The organism is Paenibacillus sp. E222 (assembly GCF_013401555.1).
Taxonomy (GTDB): Bacteria; Bacillota; Bacilli; order Paenibacillales; family Paenibacillaceae; genus Paenibacillus.
The window spans coordinates 3,143,022-3,159,414 of sequence record NZ_CP058552.1; the positions used below are offsets into that span (position 1 = coordinate 3,143,022).

Below are 16,393 nucleotides of genomic sequence, written 5' to 3' on the forward strand. Positions count from 1 at the left end.
AATAACAATCTCCTCTTTACGTGTGGTAATGAGGTCCATTATACTTTTGGAAAAGAGGAAGAAAAAGCGAAGCATTCACCAATTCGATTTCGCCTTTTAGGAGAGTGAAGATGGACGCAGAAGAGCATTATCTAATCTTGCGCACCCACTTTGAGGCTGTGGCTGAGCAGGAGATGATTGAAGTCACGATGGAGCAGGTTACTGAACTACTGGATTGCTCGAGGCGTAATGCACAGTTTGTGTTGAACAAATTGACGGAATCCGGTTATTTGACATGGATACCCGGTCGTGGACGAGGCAATGTATCCCGAATGTCTTTTCACGTATCGGTGTCCGATCTGCTTGCAGCCAAAGCGAAGCAGCTTGTGGAGAATGAGCAGTTGAATGAAGCATGGCGTCTGATTGATTCTTCAGGGACGCAGCGAATGAAGGATGACTTTACCGATTGGCTGGAACGACAGCTGGGCATCTTGCGCACCGAGGAGGAGGAACGGGAGGTGCTGCGTTTTCCCTTTTATAGGCCAGTCCCTCATCTGGACCCCGCGTGGGTTCAGCGGCGTACTGAATCGCATTGGGTAAGACAGATATTTGATACACTCCTCAAATTTGATCCGGAGGAAAAACGAATTCTTCCCGGACTAGCTCATCATTGGGAATGGGACGAATCATCATGCCGCTGGCGATTTTACTTACGTAAGGGAGTACGGTTTCACCATGGTCAGGAAATGACTGCACAGGATGTGAGATTTACATTTGCCCGCATGTCAGGAAGGACATCCTCGGAGTGGATGTTTTCTTTAATCACAGGTATAGAGACTCACGGGAGTTATTGTATTGATTTTTATTTTGCCCAGCCCAATGCGGTATTTCCAGCTTTTCTTTGTACGGATCGCTGTTCGATCGTGCCTGAAGATTTTGGGGGGGCCGACAAAGCTCCATATTTCTCAGCACTGCCGATTGGCACGGGTCCTTTCCGCATAATCAAAAATAATGAATCCCTGCTTGTGTTGGAGGCGAATGATCATTACTTTGAAGGGCGTCCTCATCTGGATCGGATTGAGATGTGGGTGTGGCCGGACTATGAAGGACAGCCTGGATCACACAAGACAAGCAGGGATATGCAGCTGTTATATTGGGGTGCGAGCAGTGGATCTACGAGTGAACCATCTCTCAGCCAGTTGGAGAATGGCAGCACCTATATGACCTTTAACCTGAACAAAGCAGGGATTCAGCAGAATAATCTATTTCGTCAGGCCATTCATCTGGGATTGGATCGAGAACGAATGATTAAGGAACTGGGTGGTATCAGGCAGTGTGCATCGGAGGGGTTTGTGCTCAGTGGAGCTGAGCAGGATTATATACCGGGTTCTGATCTGGATGAAGCAAAAAAACGGATTCAGGCATCCGGTTATAGCGGGGAGTCTCTGAACCTGTACACGTATGAATGGTTGGAGAATGAAAAAACGGCCGCATGGATTAGCAGGCGATGCAAGGAGATGGGGGTTCAACTGAATGTGGTGAAGCTCCCGATTGAGCATTTGGCTGACCCGAAAGTGCTGGCACGGGCCGATCTGGTCATGGCTGGAGAAGTACTTGGTGAGCAGGCAGACCTGACCCTGCTCGAGCTGTATCAATCCCGTTTCAGTTTCCTGCGTAATCACCTCAGCCCGGAATTGATCGCATATGTGGATGACAAGTTAACAGTGTGCATGGGAGAACCAAGCTCGGACGAGCGAATGAAGCTGCTTTTGGACATTCAGGAAAAGCTCAAAAGTTCTTCGAATGTCATCTTTCTGTATCACAGTCTTCAGAGAGCCCAGCATCACCCCATGCTTGAAGGCATTGCCTTAAATGCATGGGGGAAAATCGATTACAAGCATATCTGGGTGAAGCTTGAAACTTAAAAGGAATAGTGTGAACGTATGGAGCAACTACGGCCTGCCTTATTGGATTTAAAGTAGATCGAAGGGAGAAATGATCATGCATAAATTATCCGTAAGCGAATTAGTGGATCGGGAACATCACGCTTGGGGGGAGCTCAAGGAGCTGTTGGACCATGGACAAAATAAATACACTTATGTTCCTGCACAGCGGGAGGCCGGAGAGGATGCGCTCTATCACCTCCAAGTAAGCACCAAATCCTATTTGGGAGCCGTTGCCTATGAGACAGAGGGAATTGTGTTGGATGATGGCTGGATTACGTTACTTGGATCGGGTGGTGACCGTATTTTCGGGAGTCTGACCCGTTGGAATGGTGTGGGTGACCAGCCGTGTGTACCTGCATTGGAAGGCATGATGATCGTCGCCTACGATGCTGCGGGTGGATTTTTCGGTATGGATATGGGCAAGTATGGCCGTACGGGACATGTATATTATTTTGCCCCTGACACGCTGGAATGGGAATCGACAGAACTGGCTTATTCAGGCTTCATCAACTGGTTGGCCAATGGTGATCTGGAGCAGTACTATCAGACCTTTCGTTGGAAGGGGTGGCAGAACGACGTGGGACAGCTTCAGACAGGACAAGTATTTGCGTATTATCCACCGCTTTGGACGGAGGAGGGCGGCGGCGAGAGCAGCAGCAAATCTCCTGTAGCGGTGGAGGAAGCCTGGAAAGCAGCATTGGGTGGAAAATGATGTGCGATGACAGGGCTGTATAGGAGGGAGCGTGTGAATAATATGCAGATCGATAACATTCAGAAGCATTACGGCATTGTGTTTCCGCACGAATATCTGGAGTTTCAACAGCAGGCCGACGGTCAAGCATTTGATATGATTGAAAATGGAGAGGTCGTCGATTGGGAAATTCGCTTCTCTGCTCTCGATGATCAGTTCATTGCGAATAACATCAATCTGGTAGACGACGTGAATCCCGATCCACTCCGGATTATTCCAATTGCTTGGAGTGTCAGCAGCGGCAACAACTATTTATTGGATTACCGAACGAATTCAGAATCTCCTGCCGTACTGGTTATGGATCATGAAGAGGCGATGGTGCGCGAAGATGCTGAGTGTGAATCAGAAACGCCGGAGGAAGCCCAGCAACTTCTGGAGGAAAATGTACGAGAGATCGCTTCCAATTTCAATGCGTTCATAGCTTGTTTAAAAGCCAGACCGAGTGATTCAGTGGAGTGATTCACCGTTTGAATATCCTCGTGAACGACAAAAGGCTCGCGCTATACGCGGGCCTTTTACTCAATCGAATACATGAATGTTTTGATTAAATGATATATAGAATACATCCTAGTTTGCGACCGATCCAGTCTCAGTCATTGTAGCCGTAGAAGTTGATCGTGCAGCTTTGTTATGCCAGACCACGATGACAAGCGAAATCAGACAGACTATGAGCAGACATCCATATACAACATGATAGGATTCTTCTACTCGAACACCCGGAATGCTGTGCAGCAATAGCCCGCAGACAGCCACGGATACCGAACCGCCAAAAAACTGTATCAACTGTAACAAGCCCATACCGGAACCGATCTGCGCTTTGGGCAGCACCCGAGACGCTTCATTATTCAGTGAAGCTATCGAGGCAGAGAGTGCCGGGGAGAAGAAGAGATATCCTCCGGTGATAATCAAGGCAGACTGATTCAGACCCAGCATGAACAGAGCAAGGACTGCGGCTAGCAAAATGTGCCCGATCATCAGAAAACGCATATTGCCGTACCGGTCGATCCAGCGACCTACGAAACGGGTACAGAATGCCGAGACGATAGCTCCAGGAGCAATCAGCAGACCAATAGCCAGCGACGAACGGCCAAACAGATCAGCGAGCACTAGCGGCATCAGGAACAGATTGCCCAGATTTACGACCAGAACACAGAAGCCGATGATCAGCAGCCGGGTAAACCCGGGTGTTCGGAATACATGTGGATTCACAAAAGGAAGACTCGCCCTGCGAATATACACAATGTGCACAACAAGTGAAATGACACCGATGGCCAGCCATAACCAAGACTGCTGAGTGATGGCAACCAGAAGGGTGGTTGCATTAATCACGGTTAATGCTGCACCAATCATATCAAAAGGATTCTCTGGTTTGGCCGTCTCGCGCGGGAGAAAATAGAGCAGTACGGGCAGTGCAAGCAGGACAAGCACCGTAATGGCGAAAAGTCCATTCCAGCCCCAGTATTCACTAATGAGTCCACCTACAATGGGGCCAAGCCCAAACGCCATGGCACTGCCTGATGAGATCAGTGCGATGGCAGCTCCGCGCCGCTCCACTGGAATATAGCGGCTCGCGATGACAAGCCCAAGTCCGGCCATGACCCCTGCACCCGCAGATTGCAAAATGCGTGTCAGCAAAAGGATTGCAAAGCTGTGCGCAAATAGTCCGAGTAATGAAGACAAGCCTAAGATCAGCAAGCCCACCGTCAGCAGTTTGCGTATCGGAATACGGTCAGACAATCGACTGTAAATCACCGTGGACAAGGCATAACCAATCGAGTAGCTTGAAATGACCCAGGATCCCAGGTCCGATGTAATCTGAAGATCATGAATAATAACGGGTAAAGAGACGTTAAACATGGTGGTGTTCATCACAACGATGAACAGGCAGCAAGTCCAGAGAGGCATTACAATTTTATCTTTCACGTAACCATTCCTGTCTATGAATTCAATAAACCATTTTACGCTCAATCTATGTATATGGCAATAATGTCATACGGATTCATTGAGTGGCTATACAAAAACGACGTCCTGACCAGGACGCCGTTTTTTGCATATGACCATTTGCATGTATTCATTTTAGGACGCGGTAGCTTGTGTGCCACGATTGCGAATCCATTTGATCATATCCATCAGAATGACCGCGGCAAGAGCGAGTCCTCCTGCGATGAAGAACTCATTCCAGCCAAAGGCTACCGGGATGGCGAAGATGCTGCGAACCCCTGGAATCAGCGTGATTCCATACAGGCAGAGACAAACCAGGATGGAGCCGAGGACATATTTGTTAGTGGTGAAGCCGACCTGGAAAATCGTCTGTGTGTTGGAGCGCGCTGCAAAAGTTTGCAGACTCCGTGCCAGAATCAGGGTTGTAAAGGCCATTGCCACACTCATTTCCTCCGAGATCCCAAGTCCAATATATTGGGACACGATGACAGCCACCCCGATCAGAACACCACGTGTGATAACAGCCTGCAACGTTCCGCCGGCAAAAATGCCTTCGTTGATATCCCGCGGTTTGCGCCGCATGACATCCGGTTCAGCTTTTTCCGTACCCAGTGCAATGGCAGGCAGTGAATCATTCACCAGATTGATGAAGAGCAGCTGGAGGGCCGTGAAGGGGTTGACCCAACCGACCACTAGTGCAAACAAAATGGCGATAATTGCCCCGAGGTTTCCTGCAAACAGATACGCAATGGCTTTTTTGATATTATCAAATACCATCCGCCCGACACTGACTGCATTCACGATGGAGACAAAGTTATCATCCGTCAAAATCATGGCTGCCGCGTCTTTCGCGACATCCGTCCCGCTGCCCATCGCTACGCCGATGTCAGCCTGTTTCAGTGCAGGTGCGTCGTTGACACCATCTCCGGTCATGGCTGCAATCTTGCCTTTGCGCTGCCACGCACGCACGATGCGGATTTTATTTTCAGGAGATACACGTGCATACACCGAGATATGTTCGAGCTGCTGATCGAGTTCTTCATCGGAAAGTTTGTCCAGCTCTGCTCCGGTAAGGGCCAGTTCGTCCGGGCCTGCAAGTCCGATATCCACACCGATCGCTTGGGCTGTTGTTTTGTGGTCGCCCGTAATCATGATGGTGCGAATGCCCGCCTTTTTGGACTCTTCGATGGAACCATACACCGCTTCACGCGGTGGATCAATCATGGCTGTCAGACCAACAAGCGTTAGATCATGTTCATCCTCGATCGTGAGCTGATCTTTGTCATCAAACTTTTTGTAGGCGTAGGCCAGCACACGAAAGGCGCGTTTGGAGAACGCTTCATTCTTTTCTTCAAACTGGGTGCGAATCTCAGGTGTCAATGGCTGAACTTCTCCGTTCATAAACACATGACTACAGCGACTGAACAGGACATCCGGGCCACCTTTGGTCAGCAAAGCCGTCTGTCCTTCAAATGTATGCACGGTACTCATCAATTTCCGATCCGAGTCAAAAGGAAGCTCGGCTTCACGCGGAAACTGGTCACGAATTTCATTGTAATTCTTGTTCACCCGGTTACTGAAGGCAATGAGCGCCACCTCGGTTGGGTCACCAAGTTCCTTGCCTTCCTGATTAATATTCGAATCATTGCAGAGTACTGCAATATGTAACAAACGGCGTTCCTCTGCAGACCACTGTTTGGGATCATCGGGGAATTGGTCTTTGGTGCCATGGGGAATGTAATAGTCCACCACAGTCATCTTGTTTTGAGTGAGTGTTCCTGTTTTGTCGGTACAGATGATGCTGGCAGAACCCAAAGCTTCCACGGCAGGAAGACGTCTGATGATGGCGTGCTGTTTAGCCATTTTATTCGTTCCCAGAGACAATACAATCGTTACAATGGAGGAAAGGGCTTCCGGGATGGCGGCGACAGCGACGGCAACTGCGAACATTAGAGCATTCACAATGGATGGCCCGATATTTTCCGTCCCTTCGGTTAACCAGACACGTCCTGCTTCGATGGCAAAAATCAAGATCGACAAGCCCAGAATAAAGAAGCCCAGCTTCTTACTAAACGATTCCAATTTGCGTTGCAGCGGGGTTTCCTTCGCTTCTGCATTTTCAATCAATTCGGCAATCTTGCCGATTTCCGTTTTCAGCGCTGTACCCGTAATGACGAGCGTACCCCGACCATACACCACTAGTGATCCACTGAATGCCATATTGCGACGGTCACCGATCGGAGCTTCTTCCGGGATGGCATCTGCGTGTTTCTCCGCTGCTTCGGATTCTCCTGTCAGCATGCCTTCGTTGATTCGTAAGCTGCCTGATTCCAAAATGCGGCCGTCTGCCGGGACATAGTCCCCTGCATCCAGCAAGACAATATCGCCGGGAACGAGTTCCCGCGCGGGAATCGTTTTTTTCTGCCCGTCACGAATGACTTTGGCTTCGGGAGCAGACATTTGCCGGAGTGCATCCAGAGAACTTTCGGCTTTTTTGGTCTGTACAACACTGATTACCGCATTTAACAGAATGACGAGAAAAATAATTAGCGATTCGATCAGGTGTCCAAGGACGATCTGAACAGCGGCTGCGATCAGCAGCACGATCACCATGGGATCTTTAAAATTTTCAATAAACAGTCTCCAGACGGGTGTTGCAGCTTTTCCTTTTATCTCATTATAGCCTTCCGTCCCCAGTCTCTTCGCAGCTTCAGCAGTTGTGAGCCCATCCGTGGAACTCTGAACGTCCTGAAGCGTCTCCTCTGCACTGTGTCTGTAATATTGCAAATGACCAGCTCCTTGGATCATAGATTTCGGATATTAGATTTCTTTGTCTATATAACCTTGCAGGCGGCTAAGAATCAGTGAAACTTTATCAAATTGATGAACTCCATAGGTAGAATCTCCGCGTCTGGTGAATCTCATTCGTTTGCTATGATTACGTGTGGTATCTTCTGTGCGTTGCACCAACACATGCACGGCAGTTCGGTTATCACGATCCAGAGGTCGATCGCATTACACATGAGGCTTCGTACATGTCGTTGACCAATTCCAACTTTAATGTGCAGGAACATCTGGATATGGCCTATCGATCTGGGGCAATGCAACAACTCTGGTTCTACAGTGAAAATTGCGATGGCATTAGCTGATGCTTTTGGCTGTACTGTGAAAGAAATGTCAGTCAGCATTGTCCTGTCCTGGTTTGAGCAAAAAGCAGTTGCCATCCTGCTCGGCCTGTTCAGTCTCGGCATTCAGAATATCCGGATTGGGCCAAAACCTCCTGAGTTAATATCGCCCGGTGTGTTGGATGTATTTGTGGATATGTTTGGCTTGAAGCTGATTACAACGGCAAAGGAAGACATGAGCGCCATGCTGGCATTGTCGTAAGACGAACGGATCAATGTTAGAATGATACCCGTCAAATGGTGTTTTTTTTACATTGTTAAGAGAAAGGTGCATATGTGATATGTCTTGCGGAGGTTACGATTAACGTGATAGGATGTATGGGTTAAAAAACCAAAATAGGAGTTGTGAAATGCAATATAATCAACTTGAAGAGATCAACACGATCATCTATCAACATATTGAAGCTATTTTGAAAAGGTTAAACCACCGGATTCATTTTCGGTTATACTCGATTGCCATTGATAATAATAACAAAGCTGATGAAATTCGCAGAGTCAAAAAAACGATATCTACTCAAGCTAAAAACGACAAGAACCCAACAGAATGTACTACCAGATATGAGTATGTAAATGATCCTTTGCAAGAGATTAAGCAAGTATACAGTGAGCTTGGATTACTTGTGCAGCAGGAAGACACATTAACGAAGGAAAGTCTGCATGAACTCATCACTGCAAGCAAGCAAAGCTATGTTCAGCAATATACTGAGCAGTTTCATTCGGTACCAATCTCATCCGGGTCCATAGAATCTGCTTCAAATGACGAATCTGCTCAACTCACAAAGGAATACATAGAAGATCATCGTTTACTTTACGCAGGAACCTTCGAAGTTAGCCAGCAGACAGAGGGTCCGTATACTGTTATCTATTTGTTGGGAATCAGAAATCTGGAGCCAAATGTGCAGCATACGTATTACAGCAAGCCAGAGGTTTCGTTTATACGAATGGTCCTGGACTATTTCTTTTTGGATTTTTTTACAGAAGGTAAACTTGAGCTAAAGGTTCTATCTGAAAATAGTAGTAAGTATGAACTTATAAGGAAATATCAAGAGAACGAAGTCCAATTCTTAAGGAGAATTAACCGTTTATTTTTTGGGAAAATGCAAATGATCCTCCAACAAAGCAGTAGTAATATTGTAAGTGAGTATTCAAATACAGTAAAAAGTGAATATTATATCAACAATTTATTAGAGAACATTGACGACATTTCCACACAAACTTATGAAGGAGCTAGTCCATTTGGTTCCATGCTGTTTTTGAGGAATTCCGATATCAAAGTAAAGCAAGGACCTGTTAAATTTGCAATCGAATTCAAAGCTGATGATTTAATTAGTATAGAAGATGCTAAAAGAATTCGAAAATTGCTCGAAATGACCAATGTGAAGAAACATCTATATCTGATTTCCGATGGAAACTGGGTGTATGGTGTGGGAGAAATCGAGTGGGACAAACTCAAGGAAACAACTAGTTTCCGTATTGATTTCAAAGGGATCTCAAAATACAATCTTGTCTCGATCAATTTTGATCAATCTCCAAATGTTGCTGGGGAACTTATTCTTGAAGGTGAAAAGACGATATATCGTTCCAATACAGACTATGAACTCACTTACCAAACTCTGGTTTCGGTTATGTTTAAAAATCCTAAAATTGGAGAAGAAGGGTATACTTCTGAGCGTATGGTCGCCATTTTGAGAGAGACGTTTCAGGGGGAGGGTGCCCCCTTAGCTTCAGACAATATTCCCATGTTAGAACAGATTATACGAAAAGCACGTGAGCAGCGTCATGGAACGATGGTAGTCATAACGGATTCTACAACTGCAGAGAAAGAGCTTGATATTCTGAGAAAACAATCTACTCTGATTGAACCGTGTGTAGTACATCCCGATCATATCAAGTTCCTCACCGCTATTGATGGCGCAATTTATTTCGACACGGAGGCTAAGTGTCATGCGATTGGAGTCATTCTTGATGGGATTGCACAGCCGGAACTCGGAGATGCAAGTCGAGGGGCAAGATTCAATTCTGCCTATAGATATTATTCCAAATTGGAGTCAGAAGGAAAGAAATGTGTAATTGTAATTATATCAGAGGATGGCATGATTGATGTGATACCATCGTTTGATGATGAAGAGAAGGTGCTGGATCTTGTGGAGGAGATCATTGATGTATTGGACCAACGTGAGGAACCTGAGCGTGATTTATTGCTTCAGAGAAAAGAAGGACAGTTGCTGAAACTCAAAAAAACAGATTTTCAGCCGCTTATGAGTTTGGCACAAAAATTTGGATCGAAGCAAAAATACGATAAAGCCAGATTGTATTATGATGAAGCCTTTGGTATAGCCGGGAATACGTTTATTCCGGCTAAATATCATAATTGGAGGGGAGTCTGTTATTTTCATTTAGGACTTCTTATGGATGCTACCGTTATGTTTGAGACTGCGATTGAGATTGACACGAGTAATGATTTTTTGTATACAGGAAACGCTGGAACAGCATATCTAGAGCAAGCTAAAATATCGAAAGGCAGTAAAAAAGAAAGGCATGGTTGGTTACTTAAAAGCCTTTCTCTATTAGAAGAATCAATAGCCAGAAGAATATTTATACAAGATAAAAATAGAGAAAATTTGGCATGGTTGTATAATAATAAAGGTATTTGTTACTCACAACTTATGAAAAATTCGACGAACGAAACGGAACATTCGAATTATTTGGAAGAAAGTTTGGCAGCATTTTCGAAGGCTCTTGAATGGGAACCATCAGTTAGAGTTATTCTCAATAATCGGGCAGGTGTGTTGGAAGAAATGGATAAACCTTTGGATGCAGTAAAAGATTATATCGAAGGATACTTCGTTTCCAGCGAAGATGAAGAAAGGACTTATAACTTTGAGAAAATAAAAAGTTTAATGGAGTCCAATTCAGATATCACTCTTGATGTTGTTAGCTTTTATCGGGAACTTGTACAGAAAAATGAGAACCAAAATTATGAGGAATTGGATAATTTCTTTAGTGCTTTGGAGTCGAAGGCGCAACATGGTTTAGATACTCAGGAAGCAGCATTCAGTAGTGAACAAAACAAGGAATTATAACTTCTGAGAGGTGAGATGAAGAGGCCCGTTGAACGGGCTCTTTGTTGTACCATGAGGAATTTAGGCTAATATACCTTGCGCAAAAACCATGAAATAAAAGGGGAATTAGTTTTTTTATCCTATTGAAGTTTTTTCATGGAAATGTGTATATAGAAAAGGGCACATCATAAAACTCGGGTTTACCGCAGCATAAGGAGAAGGTACATATGAATGACAAGCAAATCGAAGCACTGTTGAAACTCGCAGGGGGAAAGGAAAATATTCGTCGTGTGCAGCGTGACATGGATACCACTACGTTGATATTGCGTGACCGCAATCGAATGGATATATCAGTATCTGATGTATTGGATCTTGGCGTCGATATTCGTATAACAGGAGAGTATTGCTCTATATCACATGAGGACGAATCCTCCCAACTATATAATACGCTACAGGGCATGGGAGTGGGGAAAGCAGAAGGGGGCGCACTGCCAGAAATAAGGCGTACCCGTAAAAAATCATTGTTATATTTTATTTCCGATGTGTTCAGGCCTCTGATGCCCGCCATCCTGGGCGCTGCAGTGCTCAAGATTGTGCTAGCCATCATTACGTTATTTAACGTTTACAGTTCTACAGATTCCTCTTCGTTGATGGACAGTCAGACATTCCTGATATTTAAATCCATTGGAGATAGTGTGTATTATCTGTTGCCCATCCTGGTAGCCATCAGTACAGCCTATCGGATAAAAAGCAATGTTTATGTTGCCGCAGCGATTGGTGGACTAATGTTCTACCCGCAAATGACCGCTTTATTGTCAGGTGAAGAGGATGTTCACTTTATGGGAGTACCCATCGTGTCACAAGCGTTCTTTTTTTCAGCTTCCATTTGGGTGATTTTGACGATATGTGCGTTGTCCTATCTGGAAAGAGTCGTTGAGCGAATAAGCCCAAGAGTCTTTAAAGGAATTCTTGCTCCATTGTTGACGTTTCTGATTCTCGTTCCACTGGTTCTAATCATACTTGGTCCAATCGGTACTTGGATTGATCAGCAGTTACCGGATGTTGTCGATTCATTACTGAATGATGCCCCGGTTGTTGCCATTATGCTACTGGGAGCGGTTTATTCCCTAATGATGATCGCTGGATTACATTACTGGCTTTTACCTATGATAATCAATGAATTGATGGTGAATGGTTACTCCCTCATTCTCCCTGTCATGTTAGTTGCCTTCGTTGCACAAGCAGGAGCTTCACTGGCTACTGGGCTGAGAAGCAAACGGCGGGAATTCAGGAAGCTGGCTTTCTGGGCAACAGGAACAGCTCTATTAGGTGTTCCAGAGCCTGCGATGTATGCGGTCAATATGAGAAAGAGGGCTTCATTTTATTCGGCATTGCTGGGCGGTGCTGCAGGAGGACTGTATTTCGGGCTGTTGTCCGTCAAAGCAGTTGCATTGGGTGGGTCCGGAAGTCTACTGGAACTTCCGCTATTTATGGAAGTAGGGAGTCTGAATCTGCTGCATGTCTGTGTGGGTATAATTGTTTCCTTCTGTGTGTCAGGTGTATTCACCTACTGGATGTTAGGAAAGGAACGGAAACACGTATAAATTAAGAAAAGCCCGTACCTGATGGTGCGGGTTTTCGTGTATTGTAGAGTTAATAACACGACGGCCGCAGAAAGGATAACAAAAATGCCCAACAACATAGAGTGGATGGCTCAATGGAAGTCAACCCAGCCACTGACAGACCAATGGATGACTGGGGGCAAGCTGCATCACTTTTCAAGTCATGCCTTGCTACTTATCCTCGACGGGAAAGCGATCTGGAATATTAATGGTCATAGGGTCCAGGTATCTTATGGGGAGTTAATTGCTGTGCAAGAAAACTCTGTGATTGAAGTGATTGAGGGTGGCAATCTGGATCTGGCCGGATGGCATGTTCAGTTTGATACATACACGATGTTCCCAGATCGAGGTGAAGTGGAAAAATATGAATGGCATGTACCGTCAGGAGACACGTATCAAAAAGTGAAATTAACCGGTGGCACACTGGCGAGTCTCAGCCTACATTGGAGTGAAGCGGGTTCTCCTGATCCCAATGCCGTCCGGGTTAGAAATCAGCTTTTGGTGTATGAACTGCTGCAACATGTATACCGGGAGTTGATGGAAGAGGAGCCGACTGTTGAACAAGGCATTCTTCGTTCTGTGGATTACATGCAGCAGCATTATGAACAGGTCATCACACGAAAGCAATTGGCTGAGATCGCAGGCATCAGTCCCTGGCATTATTCCCGCAAATTCAGTGAGCGTTATGGAAAGCCGCCTCTGGATTACCTCGCTTATTATCGAATCTATCGTGCTCAAGAGGAGCTGTTGTTAACAACGGCGACATCTCAGGACATTGCGAAGAAGACTGGATTCGAGGATGCACATTATTTCAGTCGTCGTTTCAAACAGTTAACGGGTGTGTCCCCGAGAAATTATGCACAAACGCTGCCCCAGCGTAAAATCGTATGTCTTTCCCCGCTTTGTGCGGAAATGATGATTCACTTGGGGATTATTCCACATGCCGTTGTGGTAACTCCTTTGCTTTTGCCTGAACATCAACATGAACTATTTGACATGCATCAGGTGAAGATGATGGAAGTGTCGCAATATGAGCTGGATGTGGAACAGATTCGGCAAGTTCAGCCCGAATGGATTGTGGGAAACTTTTGGACAGAAGAGATCAAGCAAAGACTGCGCACAATTTCGCCTATTATAACCGGTTTAAATAACGATGTGGAGGCTCTGCTCCATCAACTGGCAAGCGTGTTTCATCGAGAAGATACTGCCCATAAACTTCATACGCAGATGAAATTGGAAGTAAACAAAGCACAGCAGCAACTACAGCATCTTGTCCAATCTTCCACTACCGTGATGGTACTGAGGGTAGAACCGTTTGGTTATCGTTATATGGGTGGTCATTCTAATGGGGTATCCCATTTACTGTACGAACAGCTCCGTTTAACTCTGCCGCAGCCATTGCAATCAGGGGAGGCGTGGTTTAATCCTTGCTCACTCGACTTGTTGGCCAAAGCCAATCCCGATTACCTCTTTGTGGAGAAACGAGTCATGCAGCACTTTAGTGCTGAAGAAAATATGAAGAAGTTGGTGGAGAGCTTCCAATGGAATGACTTGAAGGCTGTAAAAAACAACAGGGTATTTCTCGTGGATACTCGCCTGTGGGTGGATGGCCGTGGAATTATCGGACACCAAATGATTTTGAATGAAATTGTGAATAGTCTGGTCACCAATGTATGATAGAGCACAATAATCCAACGGAATACGCACCATCTCCTATGGAAGGAACGCTTCCTATTTGCTAGTATTTGATAATAATTATCATTATCAATATTACATAAGGGGCGAGTAGACCATGTCACGAAGGTTTAAGGGTTTTGGAATGGTGCTGTTGGCGCTAAGTTTGGTGCTTTCCGCCTGTTCCGGTACTTCTGATAAGGAAGTGGAAGCTTCAGCAAAAACGGCAGGGAAAAATGAAACGAAGGTTGTTCGGGATCAGTTTGGAGAGGTGACGATTCCTACGAATCCTCAAAATATGCTTGTACTGGATTCTATCTATGCCGAGTACTTAATTGAGATGGGCGTTACACCGCAGATGGTTATATTTGTTCCGGAGATTGAACCGGAATATCGTGCGTCTTATTTTGAGGAACATGGGGTCCAAATGATTGAAGCGGAACAATATCAATATAATTATGAACAATTGCTCACGTTGTCACCTGATATGATTGTTAGCGCGGGCGTAGGCATGGAACAAGGCGTATATGATGAACTATCCAAGATTGCTCCAACGGTCGCTCTGGATTCCAACAGTGAAATGCAGATGGCCATGCCGAAGCTGGCTGCGGTCTTTGACAAGACAGAGGAATCTGCCAAAGTGCTGGCTGAATTTGATGAGAAGGCGAAGCAGGCACAGGAGAAAATTTCTCAAGCCATCGGCGACAAAACCGTGCTGGTTCTTCGAGTGGAGCACAATCGTTACCGTTTCATGGGTCCCAAAGGAGGAAGCAGCAGTGTCTTTTTCTATGAAACCTTGGGTCTGAACAGCCCTGAAGTCATCAAAGACTCTACAGATTGGTTTAGCCAGTTTTCCCTGGAATTTTTGCCGGAAATGAACCCGGATTATATTTTTCTAGAAGACAGGACGCTGAAAGGCTATGATACGAAGGAATCCATGGATAATCTGAAAGAAAGCAAAGTGTGGGCAAGCTTGAACGCAGTGAAAGACAATCATGTCTTTCCGCTGAAAACGAGTGATTTTGTAACAGGTGTGGGTCCGATTGGGTCGGCCAATTTGTTGGATTATGTCGTTGAAAAGTTGGTGCCCTAGATGAATACTGGAGCGGAGCAGCAATTGGACATTTACGATATTACGATTGTTGGTGGTGGACCTGCAGGAATGTATGCTGCATTTTACAGCGGGATGAGAGCCATGCGTACCAAAATCATTGAAGCCAAACAGGAATTGGGCGGATTTATGCGCACGTACCCGGAGAAACTGGTCTGGGATGTAGGTGGAGTTGATCCGATTCGTTGTGAGAAATTGATCGATTCCCTGGAAAGACAGGCAAGAACCTTCGATCCAACCATTGTATTCGGCCAGGAAATTGCTCAGATGGAACGACGCGATGATCAAGTATTTGTACTCACCTCAAAGACAGGAGAGCGTCATTACACACGTACGATTTTGTTATGTGCAGGCAGAGGCATGACGCAGGTTCAGAAGCTGGATATTGAAGGCGCAAATCGGTATGAGCTGACGAATCTACACTATACCATTACGGATCTGTCCAGATTCAAGGATAAACGTGTGCTGATCTCGGGAGGCGGGGATTCCGCAATAGATTGGGCGAATGAAATGGAGGGATTGGCGCAGGAGGTCATTGTGGTGCACAGACGCAAGGAGTTTACGGCACATGAGCTGCCTGTTGCCCAGATGAAAGCTTTTGCCCAAGTCTTGACCCCTTACAGCATATCGCGCCTATATGGTACAGGAGACAAAATAGGCCGTGTTGAACTGGTCCATGTAGACAATGAAGAAATCATGCCAATTGAAGTGGATGAAGTGGTTGTAAGCCATGGATACGATCGTGATTTCGGTAACTTGGTCCATTGGGGACTGGAACGTGAAGATTACGGTATCTCGGTTGATCCGCGAATGTGCACAAGTCAGCCGGGAATATTCGGAGCAGGTGATTTCATTACCTATGGAAGCAAAGTCCGTCTGATTGCTGGTGCATTTAATGATGCCGTACTGGCAGTAAACAGTGCCAAGCTCTATCTGGAGCCGACCGCTTCCGAAATGGCAGGGGTATCGTCCCATAATGCAAGGTTCTTTGAGAAAAACAAAGCTATTTCTACCCTGTAAATCAGCATGTGTAGAACGTGAAGTAATAGTAAGAAGCCCGACCCGTGTTGAGAATTTCTCGGACATGGTCGGGCTTCTTTCATTAAAACTTCCAACCAGAAC

General features: G+C 45.7%; 10 protein-coding genes and 1 pseudogene. 9 read left to right on the forward strand and 2 right to left on the reverse strand.

Annotation, left to right across the window (positions count from 1 at the left end; translation table 11 throughout):
* Positions 1 to 110: 110 nt before the first annotated feature.
* From HW560_RS14035 to HW560_RS14045, 3 genes are all read left to right on the forward strand, one after another.
* Positions 111 to 1,904, forward strand: a complete 1,794-nt coding sequence (locus HW560_RS14035; RefSeq protein WP_179263565.1) for an SgrR family transcriptional regulator — start codon at positions 111 to 113, stop codon at positions 1,902 to 1,904.
* Between the two features lie 76 nt (positions 1,905 to 1,980).
* Positions 1,981 to 2,637, forward strand: a complete 657-nt coding sequence (locus tag HW560_RS14040; RefSeq protein WP_179263566.1) for a DUF2625 family protein — start codon at positions 1,981 to 1,983, stop codon at positions 2,635 to 2,637.
* A gap of 42 nt (positions 2,638 to 2,679) precedes the next feature.
* A complete protein-coding gene (locus HW560_RS14045) occupies positions 2,680 to 3,135 on the forward strand; it encodes an SMI1/KNR4 family protein (protein WP_179265814.1) in 456 nt (151 codons plus the stop codon).
* 108 nt (positions 3,136 to 3,243) lie between these two features.
* Here HW560_RS14045 and HW560_RS14050 read toward each other — a convergent pair whose 3' ends face one another.
* Both HW560_RS14050 and HW560_RS14055 read right to left on the reverse strand, forming a co-directional pair.
* Complete coding sequence (locus tag HW560_RS14050) at positions 3,244 to 4,599, reverse strand: MFS transporter (RefSeq protein WP_179263568.1); 1,356 nt, start codon at positions 4,597 to 4,599, stop codon at positions 3,244 to 3,246.
* Positions 4,600 to 4,752: 153 nt separating this feature from the next.
* Positions 4,753 to 7,404, reverse strand: coding sequence for a cation-translocating P-type ATPase (locus HW560_RS14055; protein WP_179263570.1), 2,652 nt, complete (start codon positions 7,402 to 7,404; stop codon positions 4,753 to 4,755).
* Positions 7,405 to 7,704: 300 nt separating this feature from the next.
* Between HW560_RS14055 and HW560_RS14060 the strand changes: the two are divergent.
* The 6 genes and pseudogenes from HW560_RS14060 to HW560_RS14085 form a co-directional block, all read left to right on the forward strand.
* Positions 7,705 to 8,004 (forward strand): annotated as a pseudogene (locus tag HW560_RS14060) (hydroxylamine reductase); the annotation flags it as partial.
* Between the two features lie 148 nt (positions 8,005 to 8,152).
* The gene (locus tag HW560_RS14065) at positions 8,153 to 10,885 is read left to right on the forward strand and encodes a diadenylate cyclase (protein WP_179263572.1); all 2,733 of its coding nucleotides are present in this window, start codon (positions 8,153 to 8,155) and stop codon (positions 10,883 to 10,885) included.
* A 206-nt stretch (positions 10,886 to 11,091) separates the two neighbouring features.
* The gene (locus HW560_RS14070) at positions 11,092 to 12,468 is read left to right on the forward strand and encodes a PTS sugar transporter subunit IIC (protein ID WP_179263574.1); all 1,377 of its coding nucleotides are present in this window, start codon (positions 11,092 to 11,094) and stop codon (positions 12,466 to 12,468) included.
* Between the two features lie 84 nt (positions 12,469 to 12,552).
* The gene (locus HW560_RS14075) at positions 12,553 to 14,163 is read left to right on the forward strand and encodes a helix-turn-helix domain-containing protein (RefSeq protein ID WP_257031908.1); all 1,611 of its coding nucleotides are present in this window, start codon (positions 12,553 to 12,555) and stop codon (positions 14,161 to 14,163) included.
* A gap of 115 nt (positions 14,164 to 14,278) precedes the next feature.
* Positions 14,279 to 15,253: an ABC transporter substrate-binding protein gene (locus HW560_RS14080; RefSeq protein ID WP_090903718.1), complete on the forward strand. Its 975-nt coding sequence runs from the start codon at positions 14,279 to 14,281 to the stop codon at positions 15,251 to 15,253.
* Entirely contained in the window at positions 15,254 to 16,291 is a 1,038-nt protein-coding gene (locus tag HW560_RS14085) for an NAD(P)/FAD-dependent oxidoreductase (RefSeq protein ID WP_179263576.1), read from the forward strand.
* Positions 16,292 to 16,393 lie beyond the last annotated feature (102 nt).